Annotated in this window: 29 protein-coding genes and 1 other annotated feature; of the genes, 6 read left to right on the forward strand and 23 right to left on the reverse strand. The window is 34.0% G+C overall.

All coding sequences use genetic code 11. The features are described 5' to 3' along the window. The first annotated feature begins 53 nt into the window (after positions 1-53). Positions 54-1,610, forward strand: coding sequence for a stage V sporulation protein B (gene spoVB, locus ACSBO6_RS16045; protein WP_498843671.1), 1,557 nt, complete (start codon positions 54-56; stop codon positions 1,608-1,610). A 154-nt stretch (positions 1,611-1,764) separates the two neighbouring features. Here spoVB and ACSBO6_RS16050 read toward each other — a convergent pair whose 3' ends face one another. Further along, the gene (locus ACSBO6_RS16050; protein WP_098846416.1) at positions 1,765-2,415 is read right to left on the reverse strand and encodes a DUF421 domain-containing protein; all 651 of its coding nucleotides are present in this window, start codon (positions 2,413-2,415) and stop codon (positions 1,765-1,767) included. A 220-nt stretch (positions 2,416-2,635) separates the two neighbouring features. On the opposite strand from ACSBO6_RS16050, the gene ACSBO6_RS16055 reads away from it, so the two are divergent. Beyond that, a complete protein-coding gene (locus tag ACSBO6_RS16055; protein ID WP_098846417.1) occupies positions 2,636-3,019 on the forward strand; it encodes a TIGR04086 family membrane protein in 384 nt (127 codons plus the stop codon). Between the two features lie 115 nt (positions 3,020-3,134). Here ACSBO6_RS16055 and yajC read toward each other — a convergent pair whose 3' ends face one another. The 6 genes from yajC to ruvA form a co-directional block, all read right to left on the reverse strand. Further along, complete coding sequence (gene yajC, locus ACSBO6_RS16060) at positions 3,135-3,407, reverse strand: preprotein translocase subunit YajC (RefSeq protein WP_286138332.1); 273 nt, start codon at positions 3,405-3,407, stop codon at positions 3,135-3,137. A gap of 27 nt (positions 3,408-3,434) precedes the next feature. After that, positions 3,435-4,574, reverse strand: a complete 1,140-nt coding sequence (gene tgt, locus ACSBO6_RS16065; RefSeq protein ID WP_498843672.1) for a tRNA guanosine(34) transglycosylase Tgt — start codon at positions 4,572-4,574, stop codon at positions 3,435-3,437. A gap of 20 nt (positions 4,575-4,594) precedes the next feature. After that, entirely contained in the window at positions 4,595-5,623 is a 1,029-nt protein-coding gene (gene queA, locus ACSBO6_RS16070) for a tRNA preQ1(34) S-adenosylmethionine ribosyltransferase-isomerase QueA (protein ID WP_498843673.1), read from the reverse strand. 87 nt (positions 5,624-5,710) lie between these two features. Continuing rightward, positions 5,711-5,908, reverse strand: a complete 198-nt coding sequence (locus tag ACSBO6_RS16075) for a DUF2905 domain-containing protein (RefSeq protein WP_056472616.1) — start codon at positions 5,906-5,908, stop codon at positions 5,711-5,713. After that, positions 5,905-6,906, reverse strand: coding sequence for a Holliday junction branch migration DNA helicase RuvB (ruvB, locus tag ACSBO6_RS16080; RefSeq protein WP_098846420.1), 1,002 nt, complete (start codon positions 6,904-6,906; stop codon positions 5,905-5,907). The genes ACSBO6_RS16075 and ruvB overlap by 4 nt, the downstream gene beginning before the upstream one ends. 5 nt (positions 6,907-6,911) lie before the next feature. Further along, positions 6,912-7,529, reverse strand: coding sequence for a Holliday junction branch migration protein RuvA (ruvA, locus tag ACSBO6_RS16085; RefSeq protein WP_098846421.1), 618 nt, complete (start codon positions 7,527-7,529; stop codon positions 6,912-6,914). A gap of 196 nt (positions 7,530-7,725) precedes the next feature. Between ruvA and ACSBO6_RS16090 the strand changes: the two genes are divergently transcribed. Then, positions 7,726-8,277 (forward strand): GNAT family N-acetyltransferase, encoded by a 552-nt coding sequence (locus tag ACSBO6_RS16090; protein ID WP_098846432.1) that lies wholly within the window; start codon positions 7,726-7,728, stop codon positions 8,275-8,277. A gap of 86 nt (positions 8,278-8,363) precedes the next feature. Here the strand turns inward: ACSBO6_RS16090 and ACSBO6_RS16095 are convergent, their stop codons facing one another. The 8 genes from ACSBO6_RS16095 to nadB form a co-directional block, all read right to left on the reverse strand. Continuing rightward, the gene (locus ACSBO6_RS16095) at positions 8,364-8,873 is read right to left on the reverse strand and encodes a BofC C-terminal domain-containing protein (RefSeq protein ID WP_180232939.1); all 510 of its coding nucleotides are present in this window, start codon (positions 8,871-8,873) and stop codon (positions 8,364-8,366) included. Positions 8,874-9,094: 221 nt separating this feature from the next. Next, a complete protein-coding gene (locus tag ACSBO6_RS16100; RefSeq protein ID WP_498843674.1) occupies positions 9,095-9,562 on the reverse strand; it encodes a GNAT family N-acetyltransferase in 468 nt (155 codons plus the stop codon). 22 nt (positions 9,563-9,584) lie between these two features. Next, on the reverse strand, positions 9,585-10,166 hold the full coding sequence (locus ACSBO6_RS16105; protein WP_098846424.1) for a TetR/AcrR family transcriptional regulator: 582 nt from the start codon (positions 10,164-10,166) through the stop codon (positions 9,585-9,587). Positions 10,167-10,398: 232 nt separating this feature from the next. Beyond that, positions 10,399-11,163 (reverse strand): YhcN/YlaJ family sporulation lipoprotein, encoded by a 765-nt coding sequence (locus ACSBO6_RS16110; RefSeq protein ID WP_180232940.1) that lies wholly within the window; start codon positions 11,161-11,163, stop codon positions 10,399-10,401. A gap of 241 nt (positions 11,164-11,404) precedes the next feature. Continuing rightward, on the reverse strand, positions 11,405-13,681 hold the full coding sequence (locus ACSBO6_RS16115) for a LysM peptidoglycan-binding domain-containing protein (protein ID WP_498843675.1): 2,277 nt from the start codon (positions 13,679-13,681) through the stop codon (positions 11,405-11,407). A 212-nt stretch (positions 13,682-13,893) separates the two neighbouring features. Continuing rightward, on the reverse strand, positions 13,894-14,988 hold the full coding sequence (nadA, locus tag ACSBO6_RS16120; RefSeq protein ID WP_498844679.1) for a quinolinate synthase NadA: 1,095 nt from the start codon (positions 14,986-14,988) through the stop codon (positions 13,894-13,896). Between the two features lie 40 nt (positions 14,989-15,028). Next, the gene (gene nadC, locus ACSBO6_RS16125) at positions 15,029-15,856 is read right to left on the reverse strand and encodes a carboxylating nicotinate-nucleotide diphosphorylase (protein ID WP_098843793.1); all 828 of its coding nucleotides are present in this window, start codon (positions 15,854-15,856) and stop codon (positions 15,029-15,031) included. Positions 15,857-15,868: 12 nt separating this feature from the next. Then, positions 15,869-17,350, reverse strand: coding sequence for an L-aspartate oxidase (gene nadB, locus ACSBO6_RS16130; RefSeq protein ID WP_498843676.1), 1,482 nt, complete (start codon positions 17,348-17,350; stop codon positions 15,869-15,871). Between the two features lie 138 nt (positions 17,351-17,488). Between nadB and ACSBO6_RS16135 the strand changes: the two genes are divergently transcribed. Beyond that, positions 17,489-18,619 (forward strand): IscS subfamily cysteine desulfurase, encoded by a 1,131-nt coding sequence (locus ACSBO6_RS16135; RefSeq protein ID WP_098843795.1) that lies wholly within the window; start codon positions 17,489-17,491, stop codon positions 18,617-18,619. A gap of 8 nt (positions 18,620-18,627) precedes the next feature. After that, a complete protein-coding gene (locus ACSBO6_RS16140; RefSeq protein WP_098843796.1) occupies positions 18,628-19,170 on the forward strand; it encodes a transcription repressor NadR in 543 nt (180 codons plus the stop codon). Positions 19,171-19,341: 171 nt separating this feature from the next. Here the strand turns inward: ACSBO6_RS16140 and ACSBO6_RS16145 are convergent, their stop codons facing one another. From ACSBO6_RS16145 to ACSBO6_RS16180, 8 genes are all read right to left on the reverse strand, one after another. Next, positions 19,342-19,911 carry a transposase gene (locus ACSBO6_RS16145; RefSeq protein ID WP_498844680.1) on the reverse strand — a complete coding sequence of 190 codons (570 nt, stop codon included), beginning with the start codon at positions 19,909-19,911 and terminating at the stop codon, positions 19,342-19,344. A 14-nt stretch (positions 19,912-19,925) separates the two neighbouring features. Continuing rightward, positions 19,926-20,624 carry a transposase gene (locus tag ACSBO6_RS16150; RefSeq protein ID WP_498843677.1) on the reverse strand — a complete coding sequence of 233 codons (699 nt, stop codon included), beginning with the start codon at positions 20,622-20,624 and terminating at the stop codon, positions 19,926-19,928. Between the two features lie 111 nt (positions 20,625-20,735). Continuing rightward, positions 20,736-22,022 (reverse strand): GTPase ObgE, encoded by a 1,287-nt coding sequence (gene obgE, locus ACSBO6_RS16155; protein ID WP_098843799.1) that lies wholly within the window; start codon positions 22,020-22,022, stop codon positions 20,736-20,738. Between the two features lie 15 nt (positions 22,023-22,037). Further along, positions 22,038-22,580 (reverse strand): Spo0B C-terminal domain-containing protein, encoded by a 543-nt coding sequence (locus ACSBO6_RS16160; protein WP_098843800.1) that lies wholly within the window; start codon positions 22,578-22,580, stop codon positions 22,038-22,040. A gap of 252 nt (positions 22,581-22,832) precedes the next feature. Beyond that, the gene (gene rpmA / locus ACSBO6_RS16165; RefSeq protein ID WP_025672162.1) at positions 22,833-23,123 is read right to left on the reverse strand and encodes a 50S ribosomal protein L27; all 291 of its coding nucleotides are present in this window, start codon (positions 23,121-23,123) and stop codon (positions 22,833-22,835) included. 16 nt (positions 23,124-23,139) lie between these two features. Beyond that, a complete protein-coding gene (locus ACSBO6_RS16170; protein WP_098843801.1) occupies positions 23,140-23,475 on the reverse strand; it encodes a ribosomal-processing cysteine protease Prp in 336 nt (111 codons plus the stop codon). A gap of 9 nt (positions 23,476-23,484) precedes the next feature. Next, entirely contained in the window at positions 23,485-23,793 is a 309-nt protein-coding gene (rplU, locus tag ACSBO6_RS16175; protein WP_025672164.1) for a 50S ribosomal protein L21, read from the reverse strand. 13 nt (positions 23,794-23,806) lie between these two features. Further along, positions 23,807-23,884: a sequence feature (ribosomal protein L21 leader region), on the reverse strand. Positions 23,885-23,945: 61 nt separating this feature from the next. Continuing rightward, positions 23,946-25,403, reverse strand: coding sequence for an Rne/Rng family ribonuclease (locus ACSBO6_RS16180; protein ID WP_180232768.1), 1,458 nt, complete (start codon positions 25,401-25,403; stop codon positions 23,946-23,948). A 226-nt stretch (positions 25,404-25,629) separates the two neighbouring features. On the opposite strand from ACSBO6_RS16180, the gene ACSBO6_RS16185 reads away from it, so the two are divergent. Further along, positions 25,630-26,196, forward strand: coding sequence for a glycosyltransferase family A protein (locus ACSBO6_RS16185; protein WP_098843803.1), 567 nt, complete (start codon positions 25,630-25,632; stop codon positions 26,194-26,196). Positions 26,197-26,506 lie beyond the last annotated feature (310 nt).

A 26,506-nucleotide genomic window follows, 5' to 3' on the forward strand; every position in this document is an offset into this window, starting at 1 on the left:
GCATATATATAATTGTAAATCATTCTAGGCTGTTTGAGAAGGTGGTAAAAGTAATGACAAAGCAAACGTTTTTAAGAGGAACGTTTTTTTTACTTATTGCAGGGCTCATCACAAGAATATTAGGATTTTTTAATCGAATTGTAGTGGCAAGAATAATGGGAGAAGAAGGCGTAGGGTTATTTATGATGGCAGTCCCGACACTTTTTTTGGTCATGACGCTTACACAGCTCGGCCTACCGATTGCCATTTCAAAATTAATTGCAGAAGCAGTTGCCCAAAATAGACAAGATCGGATTAAAAAGATTTTAGCGATTTCTATGTCAATCACTGGCGTATTAAGTATTATATTTACAACAGCAATGATCTTTTTATCCCCTTTTATTGCTAAAAACTTATTAACGGATGATAGGACTATGTACCCTTTAATTGCCATCGCTCCTGTTGTTCCAATTATCGCAATCTCATCTGTTTTACGCGGATATTTTCAAGGCGTTCAGAATATGCGTCCATCTTCATTTTCCCAAGTTATTGAACAAGTTGTACGAATCGTACTAGTTGCAGTTTGTACTAAAACTTTTTTACCATATGGAGTTGAATTTGCCGCTAGTGGCGCCATTATTTCTTCTGTATTAGGTGAATTAGCCTCTTTAATTTATATGCTGTATGTTTTTAAGAAAGAAAAAAACGCAAAGTTCATTTCTGGTTTTAAGAACAATATTAAAGATGGTAGAAAAACGCTTAGCGACCTATTAAGTATTGCACTACCAACAACTGGAAGTCGATTAATTGGTTCAATATCAATGTTTTTAGAACCAATCGTTGTCTCACAAAGTTTAGCGATTGCAGGGGTTACCGCAGCTGTTGCAACTAAACAATATGGCTTACTTGCAGGATATGCTTTACCTCTATTACTTTTACCAGCGTTTATTACTTATGCACTATCTACTTCACTTGTGCCAGCGATTAGTGAAGCTATGGCCAAAAAAGATCGTGTAACGGTTGAAAGAAGATTACAGCAAGCATTACGCTACTCAATGATTGCTGGTGGTTGGTCTGTTGTCATTTTATACGTCTTTGCTTCCCCAATTTTAACATTAATGTATAAAAGTGACCAAGCTACGAATTTTATATACCTTTTAGCACCTTGCTTTATTTTTTACTATTTCCAAGGACCACTACAGGCTGTCTTGCAGGCACTTAATCTTGCAAATTCAGCCATGATCAATAGCTTTGTTGGTTCAGTCATTAAAATCGCTAGTATATTATTACTAGCTACAAGTCCAAAGTTTGGTATTAACGGTGTTGCCTTAGCCATGAATATTAGTATCGTAACAATAACAGTTCTTCATTATTTCACTGTTTTAAAGGCTATCAATTTTTCAATTTACGTTAAGGATTACATTTATTGTCTAATCATTTTAGGTATTTGTGTTTACGTCGGGAAGTTCATTAAAGAATACGTAGTTTTTTCTTCTTCATTATTAGTACAAACCTTAGCAAGTATTTCTGTTGTTACATTAATGTATATCTTATTAACTTTATTATGTAACCTAGTTAAAAAGGATGAGATCATCCGAATCCCATTTTTTAAAAAGTTAATGACAAGATAAGTGACCAAGGGAATAGACAATAACAGAACCACAAAGTACTTAATACTTTTGTGGTTTTACGTTGTTGAAAAAAGAATTTGTCAATTAAATTGTTGTATGATCATTGATAGATAAGATGTGTCCCGTTGATTTCATATAACCTTTAGATACTGCATCATTCGTCTTTCTTATCAAAGAAAATTTCTTCGCCTCGTAAGCTACAATAAGATACTTGATTAAAGTCATCATAGCCATGTTTTTTTAGCTGTTCTAATAACCATTTTTTATCTTTATTATACTCTTTTAAATTATCTTCTTGAACGGTACCATCTAATATTAACGGAAATGTGAGTGAACTATAGTTAAGATCACCGTTTATTTCTTTTTTAAATATTGATAATTTGCCTGTAGGCTCTAGTAATGCATAATCGACATCTCTTACATCTCCAATATCTTTCTCCCTTAGTTGTAGTAAGAGGTCATCAAATGTGTACCTCTGTTTTTTCATCTCTTTCTCAAGTATTTTACCTTTGCTAATAATCAATACTGGATGTCCATCTAATACTTTTCTGAACACAACACTTTTTAACGAGATTAAAGAAAAAATTATTTGGATAGCCACAATTAAAAACATTGGATAAATAACTTTTATAATTGGTTCATTGTGGGTTTCAATTCCGATAGCTGCTATTTCAGTTAACAATATATAAACAACTAAATCTAATAAGCTTAACTCTCCAATTTCTCTTTTTCCCATTAATCGAAAGAATAACGCAATAATTAAATAGATTGAAATGGTACGAATCGTCATTGAACCTAATTCCATTTTACTTACCCTCACATCCAAAAACTTGTTAATTTTAAAAAAATGTTCCTTAGCGCTTAACACTTGAAAATATGAGTACGAATACTACAATTTTCCACTAAGAAAATAATATAGTAGAAATTTGTTCATAATTTTACTATTTGTAATTGCCCTATAAGTATTCTAAAAATCCATCTCATGAATATGCTTGTATTAAAAGAGTGTACAAGGGGGAATATGAATGAAAAAAACAGCTGTAGCTGTCTCTTTTGGCTTTTTAACTATTCTACTTTTAGTATTGTCAATTAGTTTAATTTTATCATTACTACTTAAACTAACTTCACTTACAGAAGCAAGTGTCACAACAACAACTCTGATCCTATCATTTATCGTTATGTTAATTGGTGGTTTTGTTACAGGAGCGAAAGGGAAAGAAAAAGGTTGGATTCTTGGCTTATTAACGAGTGGAGTATATTCTATTTTTGTATTTTTTGTACAGTTTCTTGGCTATGATCGAACTTTTTCACAGGAACAACTTATGTATCATGGTATTTTCTTAGGGGTTTGTATGTTAGGGTCTATTTTTGGAGTGAATGCTGCAAGTAATAAATCTTATAATAAATAATCAGTCTGATCATTCATTATTTGTCTAAACACTTCGGACATTAATTCCTTACAAAATAAACAAAACGCTAGTTTCCAAACGGAACTAGCGTTTCTTACGACACAATTAATTAAAATTAAGCTTGTGTTCTTGTTTCACGAATAGCGTTTCTTTCAAATACCATACGTGATCCATCAGCAGTTTTTAATGTAATTGTATTATTTTCTTCGTTAACAGCATCAACTAAACCGTGTAATCCACCGATTGTTACAACCATATCGCCTTTGCTAATTCCAGCTTGCATAAGAGCTGTTTGCTTTTGACGTTTTTGTTGTGGACGGATTAGTAAGAAGTAGAAAACTATAAACATTAATATTAGAGGTAAAATCCCCATTAAACCATTGCCCATCTAAATCTTCCTTTCTCTATGTAAATTTTAGAAGTTCCTAGCGTTCGGCTTATTAAAACCGTATTGTTCAAAAAACTCTTCTCGGAAATCACCTAAACGGTCTTCGCGGATTGCTTGGCGAACTTGTTCCATTAATTGTAACAGAAAATGTAAGTTATGGTAAGTAGTCAATCGCATTCCAAACGTTTCTTCGCATCGGATTAAATGACGGATATATGCTCTTGTATAGTTTTTACATGCATAACAATCACAATTAGGATCTAATGGAGTATAATCCTCTGCATATTTTGCATTCTTAATAACTAATCGACCTTCACTAGTCATACATGTACCATTTCGAGCGATACGCGTTGGAAGTACACAGTCAAACATATCTACTCCTCGTATTGCGCCATCAATTAATGAGTCAGGAGAACCTACACCCATTAAGTATCTTGGTTTATCCGTTGGTAGTAAAGGAGTCGTAAATTCTAAAACACGATTCATTACATCCTTTGGTTCACCAACTGATAATCCACCAATTGCATAACCTGGGAAATCTAAAGAAACTAAATCTCTTGCAGATTGTTTACGAAGTTCTTCGTATTCTCCACCTTGTACAATACCAAATAATCCTTGATCCTCTGGTCTTTCGTGAGCATTTAAACAACGCTCTGCCCATCTGCTAGTTCTTTCAACTGAACGTTTCATATAATCATACTCAGCAGGATATGGTGGACACTCATCAAATGCCATCATAATATCAGAACCTAATGCATTTTGAATTTCCATCGCCTTTTCAGGTGAAAGGAATAATTTATCGCCATTTAAGTGATTTCTGAAATGTACGCCTTCTTCTTCTATTTTTCGGAATTGACTTAAGCTAAATACTTGGAATCCACCTGAATCAGTTAAAATTGCACGATCCCAGTTCATAAATTTATGTAAGCCACCTGCTTTTTTAATAATCTCATGACCAGGTCTTAACCATAAATGATAAGTATTACTTAAAATAATACCAGATCCCATTGCTTTTAAATCTTCAGGAGCCATTGTTTTAACAGTGGCTAATGTTCCAACAGGCATAAATGCTGGAGTTTCAAATGAACCATGTGGAGTATGGACAATTCCTAATCTCGCACCTGTTTGCTTACAAGTTTTAATATGTTCATAACGAATTGCTGTCATTTTTCGATTCCTTTCAATTCTTAAAGTATTAACATTGCATCGCCAAAGCTAAAAAAGCGATATTTTTGATCTACTGCTTCTTTATAAGCAGATAAAACTGGTTCTCTTCCAGCTAATGCACTAATCAGCATAATTAAAGTTGATTTTGGTAAATGGAAGTTCGTAATCATCCCGTCTATTCCCATAAATCTATATCCTGGGAAAATGAAGATAGACGTCCAACCACTAGCCCCTACAAACTTACCGTTATTAGCTGTAGCAATCGTTTCAACTGTACGAGTAGAAGTTGTTCCAACAGTAATGATTCTACCACCGTTTGCTTTTGTTTCATTTAACAGTTTAGCCGTTTCATCAGACATATAGTAGTATTCCGAGTGCATATCGTGTTCTTCAATCGATTCTACACTTACTGGTCTGAATGTACCTAACCCTACATGCAATGTAATAAATGCTAACTTTACACCTTTTTCTTGAACTTTCGCTAAGAGTTCCTTTGTAAAATGCAAACCTGCTGTAGGCGCTGCCGCTGAACCAATTTCTTTAGCGAACACAGTCTGGTAACGATCTCTATCTTCTAATTTTTCTTTAATATATGGAGGAAGTGGCATTTCACCTAGTTGGTCTAAGATTTCATAAAAAATTCCATCATATTGGAATTTTAATTTTCTTCCACCTTGATCACTAGTTCCTACACATTCCGCCTTTAATCTGCCATCTCCAAATGAAATAATTGTACCTTCTTTTACTCTTTTAGCAGGCTTAACTAATGTTTCCCATACATCCTGCTCTTCTTGTTGCAGTAATAATACTTCTATTTGGGCACCTGTATCTTCTTTCACACCAAATAGTCGAGCAGGCATGACTTTTGTCTCGTTTAAAACTAAACAATCGCCTTCTTGTAAGTAATCTAACACATCTGGAAACTGTTTATGCTCAACATTTCCAGACTCTTTATGTAATACCATTAGTCTCGATGCTTCTCTGTCCAACAAAGGAGTTTGAGCAATCAATTCTTCAGGTAAATCAAAATCAAATAAATTTACATCCATTTCTATACACCTCATAAATTTCAGAGGTAAGGAGAAAGGGAGAGTATGCACTATTCCCTATTCCAAACTCTATTTATTCGTACTCTTTTATTTTCTCCCAAATAATGAAAAAATAAGTGAAAGTAAAATACTGATAATAATACATGTTACAATCGGAAAGTAAAACGATACATTTCCTTTTTTAATAAAAATATCGCCTGGTAGTTTCCCTACAAATCGAATAAACAATCCAACAACTAATAAGATAATTCCTAATGTAATTAGAATTTTTGACAGATCAATCATTGATTTGGCACCTGCAATCCAAAATGTTTGTATGTTAAATCAGTTACAATTCGTCCTCTAGGTGTCCTCTGAAGAAATCCAATTTGAAGTAAATATGGCTCATAAACATCTTCAATCGTTTGTGACTCTTCCCCGATCGAAGCTGCAATCGTATCAACCCCAACAGGTCCGCCTTTAAATCGCTCAATAATAGCTAGTAACAATTTATGATCGATATGGTCTAGACCTGCTTCATCTACCTGCATTTGGATTAATGAGTCTTTTGCTATTTCAAAGGTAATAATTCCACTCCCTTGAACTTGTGCAAAATCCCTAACTCTTCGTAATAAACGGTTTGCAATTCGAGGTGTTCCACGAGATCTTCTAGCTACCTCTAGGGCAGCATCATTTTCAATTTCCATTCCAAATAATTCTGCTGTCCTTTTAACGATCAATGCTAGCTGTTCAACTGTATAAAATTCTAATCGATTTAATACGCCAAAACGATCTCTAAGTGGTGAAGAAAGGAGACCAGCTCTAGTTGTTGCACCTATTAAAGTAAATGGTGGCAAATCAATTCTTACCGACCTAGCAGTTGCATCCTTTCCAATTACGATATCAAAGAAAAAGTCTTCCATTGCTGGGTAAAGTACTTCTTCTACAGTTCGTGGCAATCGGTGAATTTCATCGATAAACAATACATCACCTGGTTGAAGTGAAGTCAAAATAGCTGCTAAATCTCCAGGACGCTCAATTGCTGGTCCTGAAGTCGTTTTGAATCCAACACCTAGTTCATTCGCAATAATCGCTGCTAAAGTGGTTTTACCTAATCCAGGAGGACCGTATAATAGAACATGGTCTAAAGACTCATTTCGCATTTTTGCAGCTTCAATAAAAACTTGCAAATTCTTTTTAACTTTATCTTGCCCAATATATTCCCTTAATGATTGAGGCCTTAGTGAAAGCTCTTGATCAAGTTCCTCTCCACTACTTTCACTTGATAAAATTCGGTCATCCATTCCCATCACCTCTTAGCTTGCAATAGTAATTGAAGTGCTTTTTTAATATATTCATCAGTTGACAGTTTCTCAGTCTTTAATAACGGTGCGATTTTTTTAACTTCTTTTTCTGCATAGCCTAATGCTTTTAAAGCTTCAATTGCATCATCTAATGAAGATGCTGCATTTTCTTTTTCTTCAACTGCATCTAGATCAGTAAATAAATCAACTTGAACTGCTCCAAAGACTTTTTCAAGTTTTCCTTTTAAGTCAAGGATCATTTGCCTTGCTGTCTTTTTACCAACACCAGGAAATTTTGTTAAAAATACCTCATCCTCTTCCTCTATCGCTTGCACAATTTGATTTGGCTCTCCAGTCGCAACAATTGCCAAGGCACCTTTAGGACCGATTCCTGACACACTTAACAATTTTTGAAATAAAGTACGTTCATCAAGTGTTTTAAAACCATATAGCATCATAACATCTTCTCTTACATAATGATGAGTATAAACTTTTATGATTTCATTTGAAGGTCTAAAAACATATGGATTAGGAGTAAATAATTGATAGCCCATTCCATTATGATCAATTACTATATATTCTGGTCCAACCCATTCGATCTTTCCAATTATGTATTCGTACATGGTTTTCTCCCCTTTTTACATGTATTCCATTGTACCATAGATAGAAGAAGGAAAAAAATAGTCGACTGTCGAAAATAAAAATTTTATACATATGATTTAAATAAAAAATTTATTATAAAAATGACTATAAATATAAGTACACATTTTAATGCACAATACTTAAGAAAATCCATAGGGAGGCCATTTTGATTTGAACATGTTTCCAATTCTAAAGACCGAGCGACTTTATTTAAGAGAAATTAAAGTCACTGATCTTAATCGAATATTTACTATTTTATCAAGAGAAGATGTCACCAAATATTATGGACTAGATGCACTAAAAAATAGTAGTGAAGTATTGGACGTCATTCATCAGTTTAGAGAAATGTATGAAACGCGCACTGGCATCCGTTGGGGGATGATTGATAGTGAAACAAATAAATTAATCGGAACATGTGGTTTTACTGCGTATCAAGAACGAAACAAAAGGGCTGAAGTTGGCTATGAACTACACCCAGACTATTGGAGAAAAGGGTTTGCGACAGAAGCTTTAAAAGCATTATTATCATATGGATTTCATATTCTTCAACTAAATCGAATTGGAGCGATCGTTTATCCAGAAAATCTACCTTCCCAAAAACTTCTAGAAAAAATAGGATTTACGAATGAGGGGCTACTCCGCAAATATTTAGTACAAGGTAGTACAGCGCATGATACTTATGTTTATTCAATTTTGCGAAGTGAATGGGAAAGAAATGAGGTAAAGTGATTTGAACCTCCAAATACAAATCCACAAGGAGAATGAATTACCTTGTGGATTCTTTATTTAGATCATATATAGTTGAATTCCGAAATTCAATTTACGATTCTTTCATACTCTTTTAAATAATGTAATAGATAATCGTAATGATTTTTGGTCGATATTTTAATCCCTCTTTCTAGCTGCTTTTGTTTATTTACTTCTAATTTATTCGTATCGATTTGAAAAAAAGATTCAATAATATTATTTCCACTCGGTACTCCGATATATAAATTTAAAACTCCATTTGGATTTATTCCTAAATAGCCTTTCGACTTCAAAGTAGGTGAAAGATCATTTATTTTTTTCAATAGCACGATCTGATCATCATTTTCTTCTATGACTTTCCAACCCTTAAATTCTTTTTTTACTTGTCCCAGCGTTTTGTGTTGATTTATATAAATCTCCTCAATCACTTCACCGTTTATATATACTTTATGTAAAATGATTGTAATCCCCTTTTTGTTAGAACTCTGATGAAGATCATTATGAGCTGCCAATGTTTCAGTTTGTGCTGGAATTAAGAAAGCTAGTAAACAAACAAATAATAAAATGAACTTTTTCACAAACATCCACTCCTTTAGACAAAATCATACAAGCTTTTTTAGTTTGACCTTTCCTTTTATCTTTATCCAAGATGTTTAAAAGTTTTAAAATGCCATTAATCTTCTAAACAAAAAAAACCTAAAGAGTCGTCTTTAGGAAAGGGGGTGAAAAAATGTTTTATGAACCTCAATCTAATTTTAGCATTTAACGATTTAAAGAGAATCAAATTAATATGAACACTTTATGAAAACTTAATTAATGTATTTTCAAATAAAGATATAAAAAAATTAGGTGCCACTTCAATACTTTTTTGAAATTTAAATCCAAATGATTTATATAAATTAATGGCTGGTAGATTTTCCGATCCTGTTGAAACAATTATCTTTTTCTTTTTGGCAATTTCATTTAAAAAATAATCAACTAATTTACTAGCAATGCCCCGCTTAAAGTAACTAGGATGTACTACTAGTCTGCATATTTGATACTCGTTTTCGTCTTCTGAATAGGCCAAAAATCCTTTTAAATCATTCTCAATTACATAACCGATAAAGATTTCTTTGGATTCTCTAATACTTTCGACATTGTCCTTTAATTGCGGTATTCCTTCAAAATTGATTAGCTTTGCCTCTACCATATATGCAGGTAGCTGTACATTTAGAATTGAATTTGCCATTTTTTTATCTTTATTGTCTAATTTAAAAATCAACATTTTCTCCTCCTAACCCTGACCTCTAATCCTGACCTTTTGATAAACCATTTAGGATATAAAAGTTAAATAACTCAGTAATTTTTCTAGGACTTAGTGCTTCGTGCTCTTTCTCCCAATCGATTTTAAGTGTTGTATAAAGTCGAAACATGACCAAAGCAGTTATTTCTGGATCACATTCAACAATTTCTTTCTTTGCGATTGCTTCTTCAATTTTTTTCTGTATGTATAAAATGATTGATTGATTCAACCTTTTTAATGCGTCATGTACTACAGTAGTTCCAATTTCTTTTTGTTCCTGAAGTAACTTTATAGTCAATTCATGTTCATTGTGAAATGCAATAAATACTTCAATCCCTTTATGAGCTTTTTCAATAAATGAATCTTCATCATGAATGGATTGTTCTGCTAAAAATTTCATTTCAGCAATCAAATTATTAATGATTTCATCAAACAATTCTTCTTTATTTTTGAAGAAAGTATAGATTGTTCCCTTTCCAACGTTTGCTTGTTTGGCGATTTGACTCATTGTAGTTGCTTTATAGCCAAAAATAGTAAATGACTTTGTGGCAGCTTGTAAAATATTTTGCTTTTTCAAAAAACTCACCTCAAAATTCTCTATTTAACCAATTGACCACTTCGTACTTATGGTCAACCTAAAAATCACTTTACCATATTGTTTGAACCTCATCAAACGCATTAGTTAACTATGCTAAAACTAAAATGAATAATTTTTCTAAAGCATAGTGAAAACCGATTCCTAAAACTTACTATATTCACGATACTTTAAAAAGGAAGAAGCAAGAAAGCTTCTTCCTTTTTAATGTAAAAATGGCTTGTTATCGGTTTGGATTAGTAGCATCCTTAACATCATTTTTTACATTACGATACATATGTTTAACATTTTTTTTTGTATCGTATAACACATTTTTAGTGGCATTTGGAACATTATTTGTAATGTTTTTTAAATTATTTAAAATTGTTCCATCAAATGTTACATATACTTTTTTACCAGTCGTGTATGGTGATAAAGTGTCTTTAATTTTAGAACGAAATGCGCTTTGATCAATATTTTCATTTACCAAATCTACTGCAACAAGAACCTGATCACCAACAGCAACCGTGGTTGCATTGTCTACATTTGACATTTGTTCTACTCGTTTAGAAATTTGGTCAGCAAACTTTCGTTCACCCGCATTCATATTAGTGTTGTAACTAATATTTGTATATGGTACGAGAGGAGCTGTGTTTAAATCATTATTATAACGAACTTGATCCATTGTGTAGTTTCTATTGAGGTTTCTTCCATATGTTCCATCATGGATTACGCCATCATTAGTATACTCACTACCTAATCCTTCATTTATACGATCATTTCCGAAGTGATTATTTCTCTTTGTGAAATAATCTTGGTTATTCGGATAGTTAACGTTTTCATAACGATCATTAACAGCATAAGGGTTCGTCGGTCTATTGAAGTTTACTTTATCATAACCAACATTTCTTTTATGGTCATTCATGGCATTATTGTCTGTTCCACAAGCAGATAATGTTAAAGCTGTTAGCAACGTACCTGTAGCAACGATAAGACCTTTTTTATTCAATATAAAACCCTCCCTTTAATTACAACCAATTGTAATACTAAAATTGTATTACAAAGTTAGGTTGACCTTTTTAAGTGGATTTTAAATTGTTAATTGATGGTTTGAAATTCATTTTAAGTAAAAAGTGGTCTCTGAAGGCTTTTACACGGAAATTAAATAAAACTCCAATTTATTCCTGTATCAAAATGGTTAAAATAAAAAAAAGACGATTAGAAATTAATCGCCTTTTACATAAAATTCTTTATTGTTCATCTTCCTCGAAATATGGCACTCCGTATGAAGACTGATTTTGTGCATAAGGAGTAAATAATTGCGAATTTGGATCAAAATAAGGTTCTGATGCATCACGATACATAGGAGTATTAGGTCCTGTAGCATATGGTGACACAACTGGTCCGCCTTGGAACTTTGGATAGTCCATAGCTGGCATTGTTTGTGGGAAGTTTTCATTTGGTCCCATATATGCCGGTAATGTTTGTGGGAAGTTTCCGTTTGGTCCCATATATGCCGGCATTGTTTGTGGGAAGTTTGCGTTTGGTCCCATATATGCTGGCATTGTTTGTGGGAAATTTTCATTTGGTCCCATATATGCTGGCATTGTTTGTGGGAAATTTTCATTTGGTCCCATATATGCCGGTAATGTTTGTGGGAAGTTTGCGTTCGGTCCCATATATGCCGGTAATGTTTGTGGGAAGTTTGCGTTTGGTCCCATATATGCCGGCATTGTTTGTGGGAAGTTTGCGTTTGGTCCCATATATGCTGGTAATGTTTGTGGGAAATTTTCATTTGGTCCCATATACGCCGGTAATGTTTGTGGGAAGTTCGCGTTCGGTCCCATATATGCTGGTAATGTTTGTGGGAAGTTTCCGTTTGGTCCCATATATGCTGGTAGTGTTTGCGCGTTATTTCCTGGCATTGGTGCTGGTAATGGTGTAGGCATTGGTGCTGGTAATGGCGATGGCATCGCAGTTGGCGGTACTGGTGCTCCTCCAGTCGCTCCTGGTGCTTCACCGGTTAATCCTGGTAGCATCGGCATAGCCCCAAAACTAGGTAATGCTGGTAACGCTCCTCCTTCTCCTCGTGGATAAAATGGATAGTTTGCGTTTGGCCCCATATATGCCGGTAATGTTTGTGGGAAGTTTTCATTTGGCCCCATATATGCTGGTAATGTTTGTGGGAAGTTTGCGTTTGGTCCCATATATGCCGGTAATGTTTGTGGGAAGTTTGCGTTTGGTCCCATATATGCCGGCATTGTTTGTGGGAAGTTTGCGTTTGGTCCCATATATGCCGGCATTGTTTGTGGGAAGTTTTCATTTGGTCCCATATATGCTGGTAGTGTTTGGGCTGCGTTTGGATTTGGGCCTGCATACGCTGGTAGTGTTTGGGCTGCGTTTGGATTTGGGCCTGCATACGCTGGTAATGTTTGTGGTGAATTCGGTCCTTGGAATGCTGGAAGTGTTTGTGGTGCATTATTTGGCCCCATATATGCTGGTAATGTTTGAGCTTTATTAGTAGCTGCTGGTGATACTTGTGCATTTGGTTTTCCTGTTGCTGCTGGTGACACTTGCATATTTGGTTTCCCTGTTGCTGCTGGTGACACTTGCATATTCGGTTTCCCTGCTGAGACCGGTGATACTTGCATATTCGGCTTTCCTGTTGATGCTGGTGATACTTGCATATTCGGCTTTCCTGTTGATGCTGGTGATACTTGCATATTCGGCTTTCCTGTTGCTACTGGTAATACTTGCTCTTTTGATTTTCCAGTTGATACTGGTGATACTTGCACTGGTTTTCCTGTTGAGATCGGTGATACTTGTTGATTTGGTTTTCCTGTTGTTACTGGCGACACTTGTTGATTTGGTTTTCCTGTTGTTACTGGCGATACTTGTTGATTTGGTTTTCCTGTTTCCACAGGAGATACTTGCGGATTTGGTGTTGTCGGAGATACCAATGATCCTGGGAAGTAGTTCTTTTTCTCTGACATGCTTTGTCCTCCCTTGGTGTTCACATTTGATTTATTATCATTTATCAGATTTTTAACTGCCACTGGCGAAACAACTTGCGGTATGCTCGCATTTGGTTTTCCAGTTTGAACAGGAGATACTTGTTGATTCGCATTATTTGTCGCAGGTAATACAGTTGGTTTCGCAGGTGGAATAGGTACTTGAATTACAGGTTTTACTGTCGGTGTAACCTCTACATTAATATTCAAATTATTATCAACTGGCTTTGTATTTGGCAAGACAACAGGTTGTGTCTGAACTACAGGTTGAACTTTTCCTTCTTTTGCTTCCAAATCAACACTTGGCTTAGGTTCTTGAGAAAGCTGTACCTCCTTTTTAGAACCTAACGGGGCTGGTTTTTCTCCCCTTTCTGGCACTTTTATTTTCATGCCAGGATAGATCATATCTGGATTACTTAGTTGGGCATTTAATTTAACTATTTCTTCATAGTCGATGTTATATTTTTGAGCAATGCTCTTAAGGGTATCGCCCTTCATTACTATGTGAATTCTCACCTTTTCCCCTCCTGACCAATTGCCTCTACGTTGGATTGTACATTAGTACCTCACAACAATGTATGTCTGAATATTTATTTTTATGATAGAAGGTAGTTTAATTTATGACGAGTAGGCTTGTATAAGTATTTACTTTATTCTTGTTTTTTCTATAAAAAAATCATTTAGCTCTGATTGAACTAAATGATTTTAAATTTAAAGATATTCTATTTTTAAGCAAGCTCTAGCATTTTATCTAATGCTTTAATAGCATCTTTTGCAGTTTGTTTATCAACTTTAATAATATTTTGAATGTTACCTTTTTCGATATTTTCTAAAGACCATAATAAATGTGGTAAATCAATGCGATTCATTGTTAAGCATGGACACATAAATGGATTTAATGAAATAATCTCTTTATCAGAATGATTTTTAATAATTCTTTGAACAAGATTCATCTCAGTTCCAATTGCCCATTTACTTCCTGCAGGAGCAGCTTCAATTTGGTCAATAATATATTTAGTGGATCCATTATCATCACTTGCTGCTACAACTTCTCTTGAACATTCTGGATGAACAATAATCCTCATATCTGGATGATTTTTTCGCACATTCTCAATATTTTTCACTGTAAAATTCTCATGAACAGAGCAGTGACCTTTCCAAAGTATTACTTTGATGTTATTTAGATCGCCCTCGTATTCTAAAGTATCTGTTATTGGATTCCAAATTGCCATATGTTCTAAAGGTACACCTAATTCAAATGCTGTGTTTCTACCTAAGTGTTGGTCTGGTAGGAATAATATACGTTCTTTTTGTGTGAAAGCCCATGATACAACCTTTTTAGCATTAGATGATGTTACGGTTGCACCATCATTTCTACCAACAAATGCTTTAATAGCAGCAGTTGAATTAACATATGTTAAAGGTAAAATTGTGTCACCGAAAAGCTTCTGTAACTCTACCCATGCACGATCTGTTTGATGGTGATCTGCCATATCTGCCATTGAGCAGCCCGCTCTCATATCAGGTAAAATAACAATCTGTTCATCTTCCGTTAAAATATCTGCTGTCTCTGCCATAAAGTGTACTCCACAGAATACAATATATTTTGCTTTTTTATTATTAGCGGCAACTTGAGCAAGTTGTAGAGAATCTCCTGTCGAATCTGAGAAAACAACAACTTCTTCTTTTTGATAATGATGACCTGGAATGAAAAGAGCATCACCTAATCTCTCTTTTATATCTTTTACTCTTTTTTCCATTTCCTCAGTTGATAATGTATAGTATTCATCAGGAATTTGATATCCTTCATTTTTTTGTATCATATCTAAAACGTTCATGATCCCCACTCCAATCCCTACTATTTTACAAATAGAAGCTTATATCTAATGCTTTTGCTGAATGTGTTAAACAGCCTAAAGAAATTACGTTTACACCACAGTTTTGAAAACTTGCTAAATTATCTAAAGTAATACCACCAGAAGCTTCCGTTACAATCGTTTCTGGTACAAGCTTAACGAATTCTTTTATTTCATCTGGAGTACGATTATCAAACATAATGACATCTGCACCAGCTTCAATAGCTTGAAGAACTTGATCTTTGTTTTCAGTCTCGACTTCAATCTTGATCATATGACCTAATTTATTTCGTAATGAATCTACTGCATTTTTAATAGAACCTGCATAGGCAATATGATTATCTTTCAGCATCACTGCATCATATAAACCGAAACGATGGTTTGCACCACCACCACAAGTAACTGCATACTTATCAAATAAACGTAAACCTGGCATCGTTTTTCTCGTATCGACAAGTTTGATTTTCTCATCGTTTAAAGTTTCAACTGCTTTTGAAGTAAGCGTTGCAATCCCACTCATTCGTTGTAGAAGATTAAGCATAACTCTTTCGCCAGATAATAGCACTTGAACTGGACCTTCTACTTCTGCAAGTAGTTGCCCTGCAATAACAGATTCTCCATCCTTAACGTGTAGTGTTACATTTATATCTTCATGAAGTAACTTATAAGTTACTTCGATTAATTCAGTACCCGCAATTACTCCATCTGCCTTAGCAAGTACTTTTCCAGTTGTTCTTTCATGCATTGGGAATATATGAATTGAGGATAAATCCCCTTCTCCAATATCCTCTAGTAAAAATTGCTCAATCATTTTTTTAGCTTTTAATGTATTCATGAAATTCTCTCCTCAAATAGTAGCTGGATGGTCTATATATTCTATAAAATGTGAGCCGATACTTTCTTTTCTTCTTATAGCAGCTTCTGCAATTAGTTTTCCAGTAATTAGCATATTGTATTTTTCGAGTTCCTCACAGTTCATTGGCCGTGAATCAACTGTTTTGGATTCTAAGAAGTAAGAAAAATATGTGATTGCTTTATTTAAATCTTCTTCATTCCTTACAATACCGATATACTTCATCATTATTTCTTTAATTTCATCTTTTGTAGGTAACAATCTAAATCTTGGAATCATATATTTCGATTGATTCACATTTGTTTTTGCTAACGGAAGTTCTGCAATATATCTTGCAACCTTCTTACCAAAGACAATCCCTTCCAATAAGGAATTACTAGCAAGTCGGTTCGCACCATGCACACCCGTACAAGCAACCTCTCCTACTGCATACAATCCTGGAATTGTCGTTTCCCCATTAACTGATGTTTTTACGCCACCCATGTGGAAATGTGCACCAGGAACTACAGGAATCATTCCTTTTTGTAGGTCAATTCCGTTTTTAATAAGATTGGCCGTAATTGTTGGGAAACGTTGTTCAAATCCATTTACCATTTCGATGGATAAATAAATTTCTTCCCCTTTTTGCATTTCATTAAAGATCGCCCTACTAACTACGTCTCTTGGTGCTAAATCTTCAAAAGGATGAACTCCTTTCATAATGCGACGACCCGTTTTTGTTACTAAAAAGGCTCCTTCACCTCTAACTGCTTCTGATATTAGTCCTTTACACTCCCCATTAATATAAAGCATGGTAGGATGAAATTGAATAAATTCCAAATCAGCCATCTCACAACCCGCTCGATATGCCATAGCTATGCCATCTCCGGTTATCACATTATTATTAGAACTAAATTGATACATTGCCCCAATACCACCTGTTGCAAGGAGTGTTGTGTTGGCATAACAAGATTCTAATTCATTATTTTTATTAAGAATATAAACACCCTTACATATTCCATCTTGTATAATGAAATCAATTACCATTTCATGTTCAATTATTGTTAGTTTATCTTTTATTCGATTATAAACTGTTTCAACTACATGTTTTCCAGTCGCATCTCCGCCAGAATGTAAAATTCTATTTTTCCGATGCGCTCCTTCTCTACCTAGATGAAACTTGCCTGATTCATCTTTATCAAATTCCATGCCATTAGAAACAAGATCCTTAATGGACGATGTTCCGTTTTTTACTAGCTCTTCTACTGCTTCTATATTATTTACATGACAACCCGCTTCGAGCGTATCTTGTTTATGAAGTTCAAAAGAATCATCTTCAGACATTACAGCTGCAATTCCACCTTGTGCAAGCATCGAATTGCTATCCCAAATTTTTTTCTTTGTGAATAGAATCACATTTTTAGACTGACAAATTTCCTCAGCAGCCATTAAAGCAGCAATCCCACTGCCAATAATGACAACGTCTGCAGTTCGCATAGTTGCCCCCTCCATTTAATGTATATCTATTTAAATTTTATCTTATAGATAAAAAAGCTGTCTTGACACCTATATTTACATATATTTAAACTAATGACAAGAAATTTTTTTTTAATGAGTAAAAAAGGAGACTTTAATTTGATTTATTTAGACTATGCTGCTACAACTCCAATGAGTGAAGAAGCCATTGAGACATTTGTGACTGCCTCTAAAAATTATTTTGGAAATGAGCGCAGTTTACATGATATTGGCTCAAAGGCGTCACTTTTACTTGAAGCATGCCGTAAGCAATTGGCTGAATTTATAAATGCTAGTCCCGCTTCAATTTACTTTACAAGTGGAGGAACTGAATCAAATTTAATTGCCATTCAAACCCTCTTGAAGAGTACAAAAAAAGTCGGAAAACATATTTTAACAACAACATTAGAGCATTCTTCAATTAGTAATTATTTAAAAGTACTAGAAGATCAAGGGTATGAAGTCTCTTATTTGCCGGTCACAAATAGCGGGATTATTTCATTAGAGGTGATTGAAAATGCAATTCGTGAGGATACTGTATTAGGCATTTTTCAACATGTAAATTCTGAAATTGGAGCCATTCAACCAATTAACGAGATTGCAAATTTATTTATGTCTTCAAATATTTTACTTCATTGCGATTGTGTACAATCATTTGGAAAAATAGAGATAGATGTCTCAAAATATGAAATTTCTAGTATTAGTATTTCAGGTCATAAATTATATGGACCAAAAGGAATCGGAGCCCTATATTTAAATCCCAAATTAACTTGTCAACCAATCTATCCTGGTACATCTCATGAAAGTGGGATACGACCAGGTACTGTTAATGTTCCAGCTATTGCATCATTCGTAACAGCAGCCGGACATATAATAAAAAATCAAGACGAAGAACAAAAGAGATGTCATTATTTAAAAAATGTTTTAAAATCACAATTACAAGATGTTCATCATCTTGTAAAATTCGAAAGTTCCGATAATGATTGTATTCCAAATATAATTGGAATGAGGATCATTGGCCTTGAAGGTCAGTTTGTCATGCTTGAATGTAACCGACATCAATTAGCGATTTCAACGGGTAGCGCTTGTGCAATTGGCATGCAGAAACCTTCAGAAACGATGTTAGCAATTGGAAGAGACCCTCATGAAGCAAAGCAGTTCTTTAGAGTGTCAGTCGGGAAACAGACGACAGAAGAAGACATCATCAAATTTTCGTCTGTGTTAAAACTAATCATAAATCAAAATTTTTAATCGAGGAAATTAAAATGAATAAAAAACTTTTAGGAGAAGAAAGAAGAAAGAAAGTTTTACAATGGTTAAAGGAGTCTGAATCACCTTTATCAGGCAATTCCTTAGCTAAAAGAGCGAATGTTAGTCGACAAGTTGTAGTAGGTGATATTACACTTTTAAAAGCGAAAAATGAACCGATACTAGCAACTGCCCAAGGATATATTTATATACATCCTAATAAGGAATCTGACAAAATTAGAAAAGTAATCATTTGTCACCATACAGCTGAAGAAACTCAAAAAGAACTTGAAATATTAGTCGATCACGGTGTTACAGTTAAAGATGTAATGGTTGAACATCCCGTCTATGGATATATCACAGCTCAATTACAAATTTCAAACCGTTTTGATATAAGTTTATTTCTTCAAAAAATGGAAGAAACCAATTCCGTCCCGCTATCAAATTTAACAAATGGAACACATCTTCATACAATCGAGGCAGATAGTGAACAGCAGCTAGAAAGTGCCATCTTACAGTTAAAAAATGAAGGACTTTTAGTAGACCAGCCATAAGTAAAGTTAAATTTCTTTTTGAGCTAAAGTCAGGATTTAATTTTGAATAAATAAAAAGAGGGTGCCTAAAGGGGCTGTTGACAAAAAGGGAAAGGAGATTTAACTCCTTTCCCTTTTTGTTTTTTAGGTTAATAAATTGTGTTTTAACTTGTTCTATTCACATCATCTAGCTTAATTTATTGCTTTTACCATCCTTTTTAAATTTATAGCCATCGCTGAAAAGAGGCATTGTTCAAGAATTTTTTGAATGCCCCTTTTATAAGTTTTATATAAATTATGTTTTGTTTTCATCGTCCCAAAAGTACCTTCACACCAAACTCGTCTTTGTTTTTGAACTTGTCTATATTTTTCTGTCTTTGTTCTCTTTAGATTTGCTTCAGTTAATTCATGTGCGATTGGTCTTTCAATGGTTCTCTTGCTTGAAGTTTTACCGAAGCATTTTTCTCGAAATGGGCAGATTTTACACTCATTCGTTTTTGCTGAATAGACTTTAGTAAATTGTCCTTTACTTTTCTTTAAATGAGTAAACGAAAGTTCTTTATTGTTTGGACAAATATATCTGTCTGTTTCATTGCTATATCTAAATTCTCGATAAGACATAGTGTTAAAAGCTGTTCCACTTTTGATTGGGCTAATATAACCCGTAATTTCTGGTTTCTTTAAGCCATGATGAATAGGAGCTGTATCGTACCCGCGATCTGCTCCGACATTTTTTATATCTAACTCAAACTTTTCTTGGATGACATTTAATCTTTCTACAAGTGAGGTCCTGAAGGTTTTCCAGGACGATTTAACACTCCTGAATCAGAATCTGTTCGAACAATTGAGGTTGTACTTAAAGAAGGTCCCTTTGGTTTTCTTCCTCTCTTATTCTTTCCAGAGTCTATTCTTTTTTTTTCTTGTTCTGCTTCAATTTTTTTTGCTTCTTCTTCAAGGGTATTTAAGTATTGTGAAGGTGATTTTTCTACAGCCACTTGTTGAACTTTCTCTTTTGCCGCACTAGCTTTTATATGCGTCGAATCTGTCACAATCACATCTCCAGTAACGAATCCTTTTTCAATACAAAGTCTAATAATGTGGTCAAAAATATCCTGAAATACTGTACTATCTTTAAATCTTCTTCGTCTATTTTGGCTAAATGTTGAATGGTCTGGCACGGGATCAGATAGGTCTAAACCTAAAAACCAGCGATAACCGATATTTAAAATGACTTCCTGTTCAAGTTCACGCTCTGACTCGATATTAAATAGGTAGCCAATTAATAACATTTTATATAAAAGGACAGGATCCAAAGATTTTCTTCCTAATTTTGAATAATACTTTTCCATTTTCTCATAGATAAAAGTGAAATCTATCTTTTCTTTAATTTGACGTAAAATATGGTTACTAGGTACAAAATTATTTAAATCAATAAACTCTAATTTATTTTGACTATCTTCTTTTCGACCCATCATAAGAATTCCTCCAATAAAAAAACCTGTATAGATTAATTTCTACACAGGTTTACAAATTCCTATTTAATTTGTCAACAGCCCCTAAAACCACCCTCTTTTATATACTCATTATTAATCGATAAATTCGAATTCGTATTCAGAAATTTTAACGATATCTCCGTTTTTCGCACCGCGTTGACGAAGTGCCTCGTCGATCCCCATTCCACGCATTTGACGTGCAAATCGACGAATTGACTCTTCACGTTCAAAGTTAGTCATTTTGAATAGTTTTTCAAGCTCTTCCCCTTTAACGACAAACGTTCCATCACTTTCACGAGTAATTTCAAAAGTAGGTTCTTCTTTTTGATATTTATATAATACTCGTAATGGTTTGTCTTCTTCTTCATCATGAAGTGGGAATTCTGGAGTTGATTCAACTAAATCTGCAACGGTAAATAATAAATCACGTAAACCTTGACGTGTTACCGCAGAAATTGGGAAAATTTGAACTTCATCTCCAACTTGTTCTTTAAATTTAATTAAGTTTTCTTCAGCTTCTGGAATATCCATTTTATTTGCAACGACTACTTGAGGTCGCTCAGTTAAACGTAAATTATATTCTTTTAGCTCTTGATTAATTGTTAAGTAATCTTCATATGGGTCTCTGCCTTCAAGACCTGACATGTCAATTACATGAACAATTACACGTGTTCTTTCGATATGACGTAGGAATTGATGTCCTAGTCCGACACCTTGATGTGCTCCTTCAATTAGCCCTGGTAAATCTGCCATCACAAAACTACGATTATCTTCAGTTTCTACAACACCTAAATTAGGAACAATTGTTGTAAAATGATATTCAGCGATTTTTGGTCTAGCAGAACTTACAACAGATAGTAAGGTTGATTTACCAACACTTGGGAAACCAACTAATCCAACATCAGCTAAAACTTTAAGTTCTAGTTTAATGTTTCTTTCTTTACCTGGCTCACCATTTTCAGCTATTTCTGGAGCCGGATTTGCAGGTGTTGCAAATCGACTATTTCCACGGCCTCCACGGCCACCTCTTGCAATAATGGCTGTTTGACCATCCATTGTAAGGTCAGCTATTAATTCACCTGTATCAGCATCTGTTACAATCGTCCCAGGTGGTACTTTTACAATCATATCTTCAGCATTTTTACCATGTTGATTTTTAGACATACCATGTTGTCCACGATCTGCTTTAAAATGACGTTTATAACGGAAATCCATTAATGTTCTTAAGCCTTCATCTACTTGAAATACAACATTAGCTCCCTTACCACCGTCTCCACCAGCAGGGCCACCTTTTGGAACATATTTTTCACGACGGAAGGCTACCATACCGTTTCCACCGTCTCCACCTTTTACATATATCTTGACTTGATCAATAAACATAAATCCACCACTCTTTTATTTTTCCATTTTAAATTCGATACTGCACTCTTCTGTCTCACAAAAATAAGACATCATTCTAATTTTTGAATTGTCATTTGATGATGAAACAATCCACTTCAACATATCTTCTTTCTTTGTTAGTTTACCTCTGAAGTCAAAAAAGAAACTAACTGTTTTATCATTTATTTCAATTGTTAAACTAACAAAATTTTCCTCATAAATATGTACCCAAGATTCTAGTTTTTCTAAAAAATTTTGAATCCATACTGTCATCACTTCGTCTAAATTTTTAAGTGAACATGGTTCTCCTAAAATTTCATAATCTAGTACAATTGTACGAGGCTTCCAGTTATAAGTAATGATAAATTCTGCAAACGCTGGAATTTGTAACGAACAAATTTTAGCTTCATTCAAAGAATCAGCAACAATTTTCGTAATCGTTTCTTCTAACTGGTCAGATTGACCTGTGGCCATGTATCCTTTTATTAATTGAATTCGATTTAACCAATCATGACGTGAATGTCTTAATACCTCTAGAACGTCCCATTTCTCTTGCATTGTATTCTCCTATAGGTTTACATTTTTGGTATTTATGAAGGTAATAAAATAGTTAGACTCGGCATTTTGATTGATCATTTTGTAAATCTCAAACTAGGTGTAGCTTGTAAAATGCCGAGTCTTTGGAGCATATTGTTTGAGAGGTTACTATACCAACAATTTTTTATATGTTGATCAGCATTTATTATAAATAAAATGTCTTAAGTACAGAAAAACTCTAACCTAAAAGGTTAGAGTTTCTAAGTTAGTTTCTTAAGCTTCTTGAGCTACAGGGTATACACTTACTTGTTTGCGGTCACGGCCTAAACGTTCGAATTTAACTACGCCATCAACCTTCGCAAATAATGTGTCATCTCCACCACGACCAACGTTTACACCTGGATAGATCTTAGTGCCGCGTTGACGGTAAAGAATTGAACCACCAGTTACGAATTGTCCATCAGCACGTTTAGCGCCAAGACGTTTTGACATTGAGTCACGACCGTTTTTTGTAGAACCTACTCCCTTTTTAGAAGCAAATAACTGAAGATTTAATTTTAACATGGTTACACCTCCTGTTTTACTCGTTTATAGTGACATAGTCACCGTAACTTGCAGCGATAGTTTGTAAAGATACGATCATCGCTTCAAGGATAAGTTGCGCTTTTTGCATATTATCTTCATTTAAATTAATCGGTAATTGATACTTCAAGAAAGCTTTCTTTTCATCGATTACTGTATTTAATTCGGAATCTATACGGCAAATTGCTTCCAAAGCATTTACAGTTCCTATTGAAACTGCTGATATACCGGCACAAACAATGTCAGTACCAGCATCAGAAAAAAATGCATGTCCACTTATTTTAAAGGAACTTATACGTCCATCTTTTAAACGTTCAATTGTTATTTTAGTCATTGCTTTAAATTAAGCGTTGATTTTTTCGATAACAACTTTAGTGTAAGGTTGACGATGACCTTGCTTACGACGGTAGTTCTTTTTAGATTTGTATTTGAATACAAGAATCTTTTTAGCTTTACCGTTCTTTTCAACTTTTGCAGTTACAGTAGCTCCTTCAACAGTTGGGCTACCAACTTTGATGTTTTCGCCACCTACGAATAAAACTTTGTCGAATGTTACAGTTTCACCTGCGTTAGTATCAAGTTTTTCGATGTAGATTGCTTGACCTTCTTCAACTTTGATTTGTTTACCACCAGTTTCAATAATTGCGTACATAATTGCACCTCCTCAATAGTCTAAGACTCGCCATAAATAGGCATGCTAAGAATAGCAATTTAATACCTACTATGTGCGGTTGTAGCACGGGTGCGCTACAAACAATAACATTATGATGTTAACACGACCCATGTCGAATGTCAACAACTACTTCAGTTAATCATTGTTTCTAAATAGCTTGTTATTTCCTTCGTCGTACCAGTTCTAACTATATTATAAAATGGTGATTTTGAAGGTCTTATTTTTATACAAATTTTTATAAACATCGCTTTTTCTAATCTTTGTACATGTTTATTTTGATCTCCATTAAATGCTTTTGCAACATCTTCACTACATTCAATAAGTAAAGCCTCAATATCATTACTTGCAGAAAGTTCCCAAAGTGCTCTTTCAAGCTCAAAAACTGTCTGAACTGTGTTTTTTACAAGTCCACTACCATTACACTCGGGGCACTTTTGATGTGTTGCTTCGATATGTGAATGAGCTGTTCTTTTTCGTGTAAGTTCAAATAAACCAAGGTCTGAAAATCCAAAAAGCTTTGTATAAGCTCTGTCATTTTTAAATGTTTCCTTTAATAGATCTCCTATACTTTTTTGCTGTTCAATGGACTTCATATTTATGAAATCAATAATAATCATTCCTCCAATATCACGAAGTCTTAATTGGCGGACAATCTCAATTGCAGCTAATTGATTTGTATGATAAACAGTTTCCTCACGGTTATTTTTCCCGCTAAATTTCCCTGTATTTACATCGATAACTGTCATAGCTTCAGTTTGCTCGATTAATAAAAATGAACCATTTTTTAACCATACAATTTGTTTAAAAGATTTCTCTATTTGTTCTTCAATTTTATACGCCACAAAGATATTTTCATTTCCTCTATAACTAGTTATTTGTAGATCTAAAGGCAAATAATTTTTATAAGCAGCTAAATCATCTATGATTAACTCACTAATTGTATCTTTAGGATGCAATTTAAAAAACTTAGTAAATAAGGAATTCGTTTCCCATACACAAGTAATCTTCTTTAAACTTTGGTTTTTTAATGACTCATAAAATGCTTGAAAGCCTTTTAACTCATTTAAAATCTCATCTGATTTTGCATTTTCACATGAAGATCTGAAGATTACCCCCTCATTACCATTAGTGTAATCTCGACCTAATGAGTATAATTTATTTCGTTTTGATTCTCTTTTTATTTTATTTGATACTGCAACTTGTTTTGTAAGAGGAAAATAGACTACATAATCACCTGAGAACTCAAGATTATTTGTTAACTTTGGACCTTTCTCATCAAAAGCATCCTTTATGACTTGAACCAAAATATATTGTCCTTTTTGGAACTTTTTTCTTATTAATTCCTCTTGATTCATTTCAGATTCTTTACCCTCGATTGTATCTTCCAATCTCATGAAGCCATTTTTAGTTAAACCAATATTTACAAAAATCGCATTCAATTTAGGCATCACTTCTTGGATTTGTCCGACATATATATTTCCCACATATGTATTTTTGTCTGCCGAAGAAAACCATTCAACTAGCTGGTCATTTTCGATTACAGCAATTCTTTTCTCTGAATGTTTGACATTCATAATAACTTTCTTCAAATTCATCTTCCTAACTATGTATAGTACCTATCATTTTATTCATTTAAATAGAAAAAAGCTAGTTATCATAATCTAATTAGTTAGTCTACTCACATGAATAGTAAAATTTGAATATTATATTTAGATTTCTATTCTATTCTTCTTTAAAGAAACGTTACTCCCCCTATTTTCTTTTCGTGTATCACCCTTTCTTTTACTGAATCCTGATTGAGATTGGAGCGATTAAATGGATATCATTCTATCAATTCTTATTCCAAGCGTCCCCGAAAGAATGGGATATTTAAATAAAATTATGAATGAATTAGATAAACAAAGTAAGCCATATCCTGTTGAAATATTAGTCCTTTTGGAAAATAAAAAAAGAAGCATCGGTGAAAAAAGGAATGTACTCATTGAACAAGCAAAAGGAGATTATGTAGTATTTATAGATGATGACGATCGAATAGAACCAAATTACATCGAATTATTGTGCAAAACAATCAATGAAACGCCTAATGTTGACTGTATTGTATTTGACGTTTTAGTAAATTTTAATAACCAATACTCCAAAGTTTGTAAATATGGGAAAGAGTTTGCACATGGGGAAGATGAAAATTATTACTATCGAAAACCAAATCATTTAATGTGCTATTCAAAAAAGATTGCCTTGGCACATAAATTTCTCAATATCAGTTTTGGAGAAGACGATGAATGGGGCAGACGAGTTTCAAACGATATAAAAATTCAAAAGAGAATCCCTTCTATATTGTATTACTATGACTATATCCCAAAAGACTCATCGTGGTATGTATAGAAATTAAAAAATGGTCCCCCACTTGAGACCATTTTTTAATGCTGGTGAAAAAAGAATTTGTCAATTGAAATATTGGAATATCTAATCATTGAAAATAAGATGTGTCTCAGATTTCCACTACAGGTTGCTCGCTTTCCATGGGGCGAGATTCTTTGCCTCCTCGGCGTTGCCTTGCTGGGTCTCAGCCTTCCCGCATCTCCCATAGGAGCCCGGCACCCTTTCGTTCCAATCATTTTCTTTATGAAAAATAATAATCTTAAAAACAACAGAATAGTCAATTAAAGAATGAATTACCATTATTCATTAATAT

Source organism: Bacillus sp. AL-1R (assembly GCF_052180195.1).
GTDB lineage: Bacteria > Bacillota > Bacilli > Bacillales > Bacillaceae_G > Gottfriedia.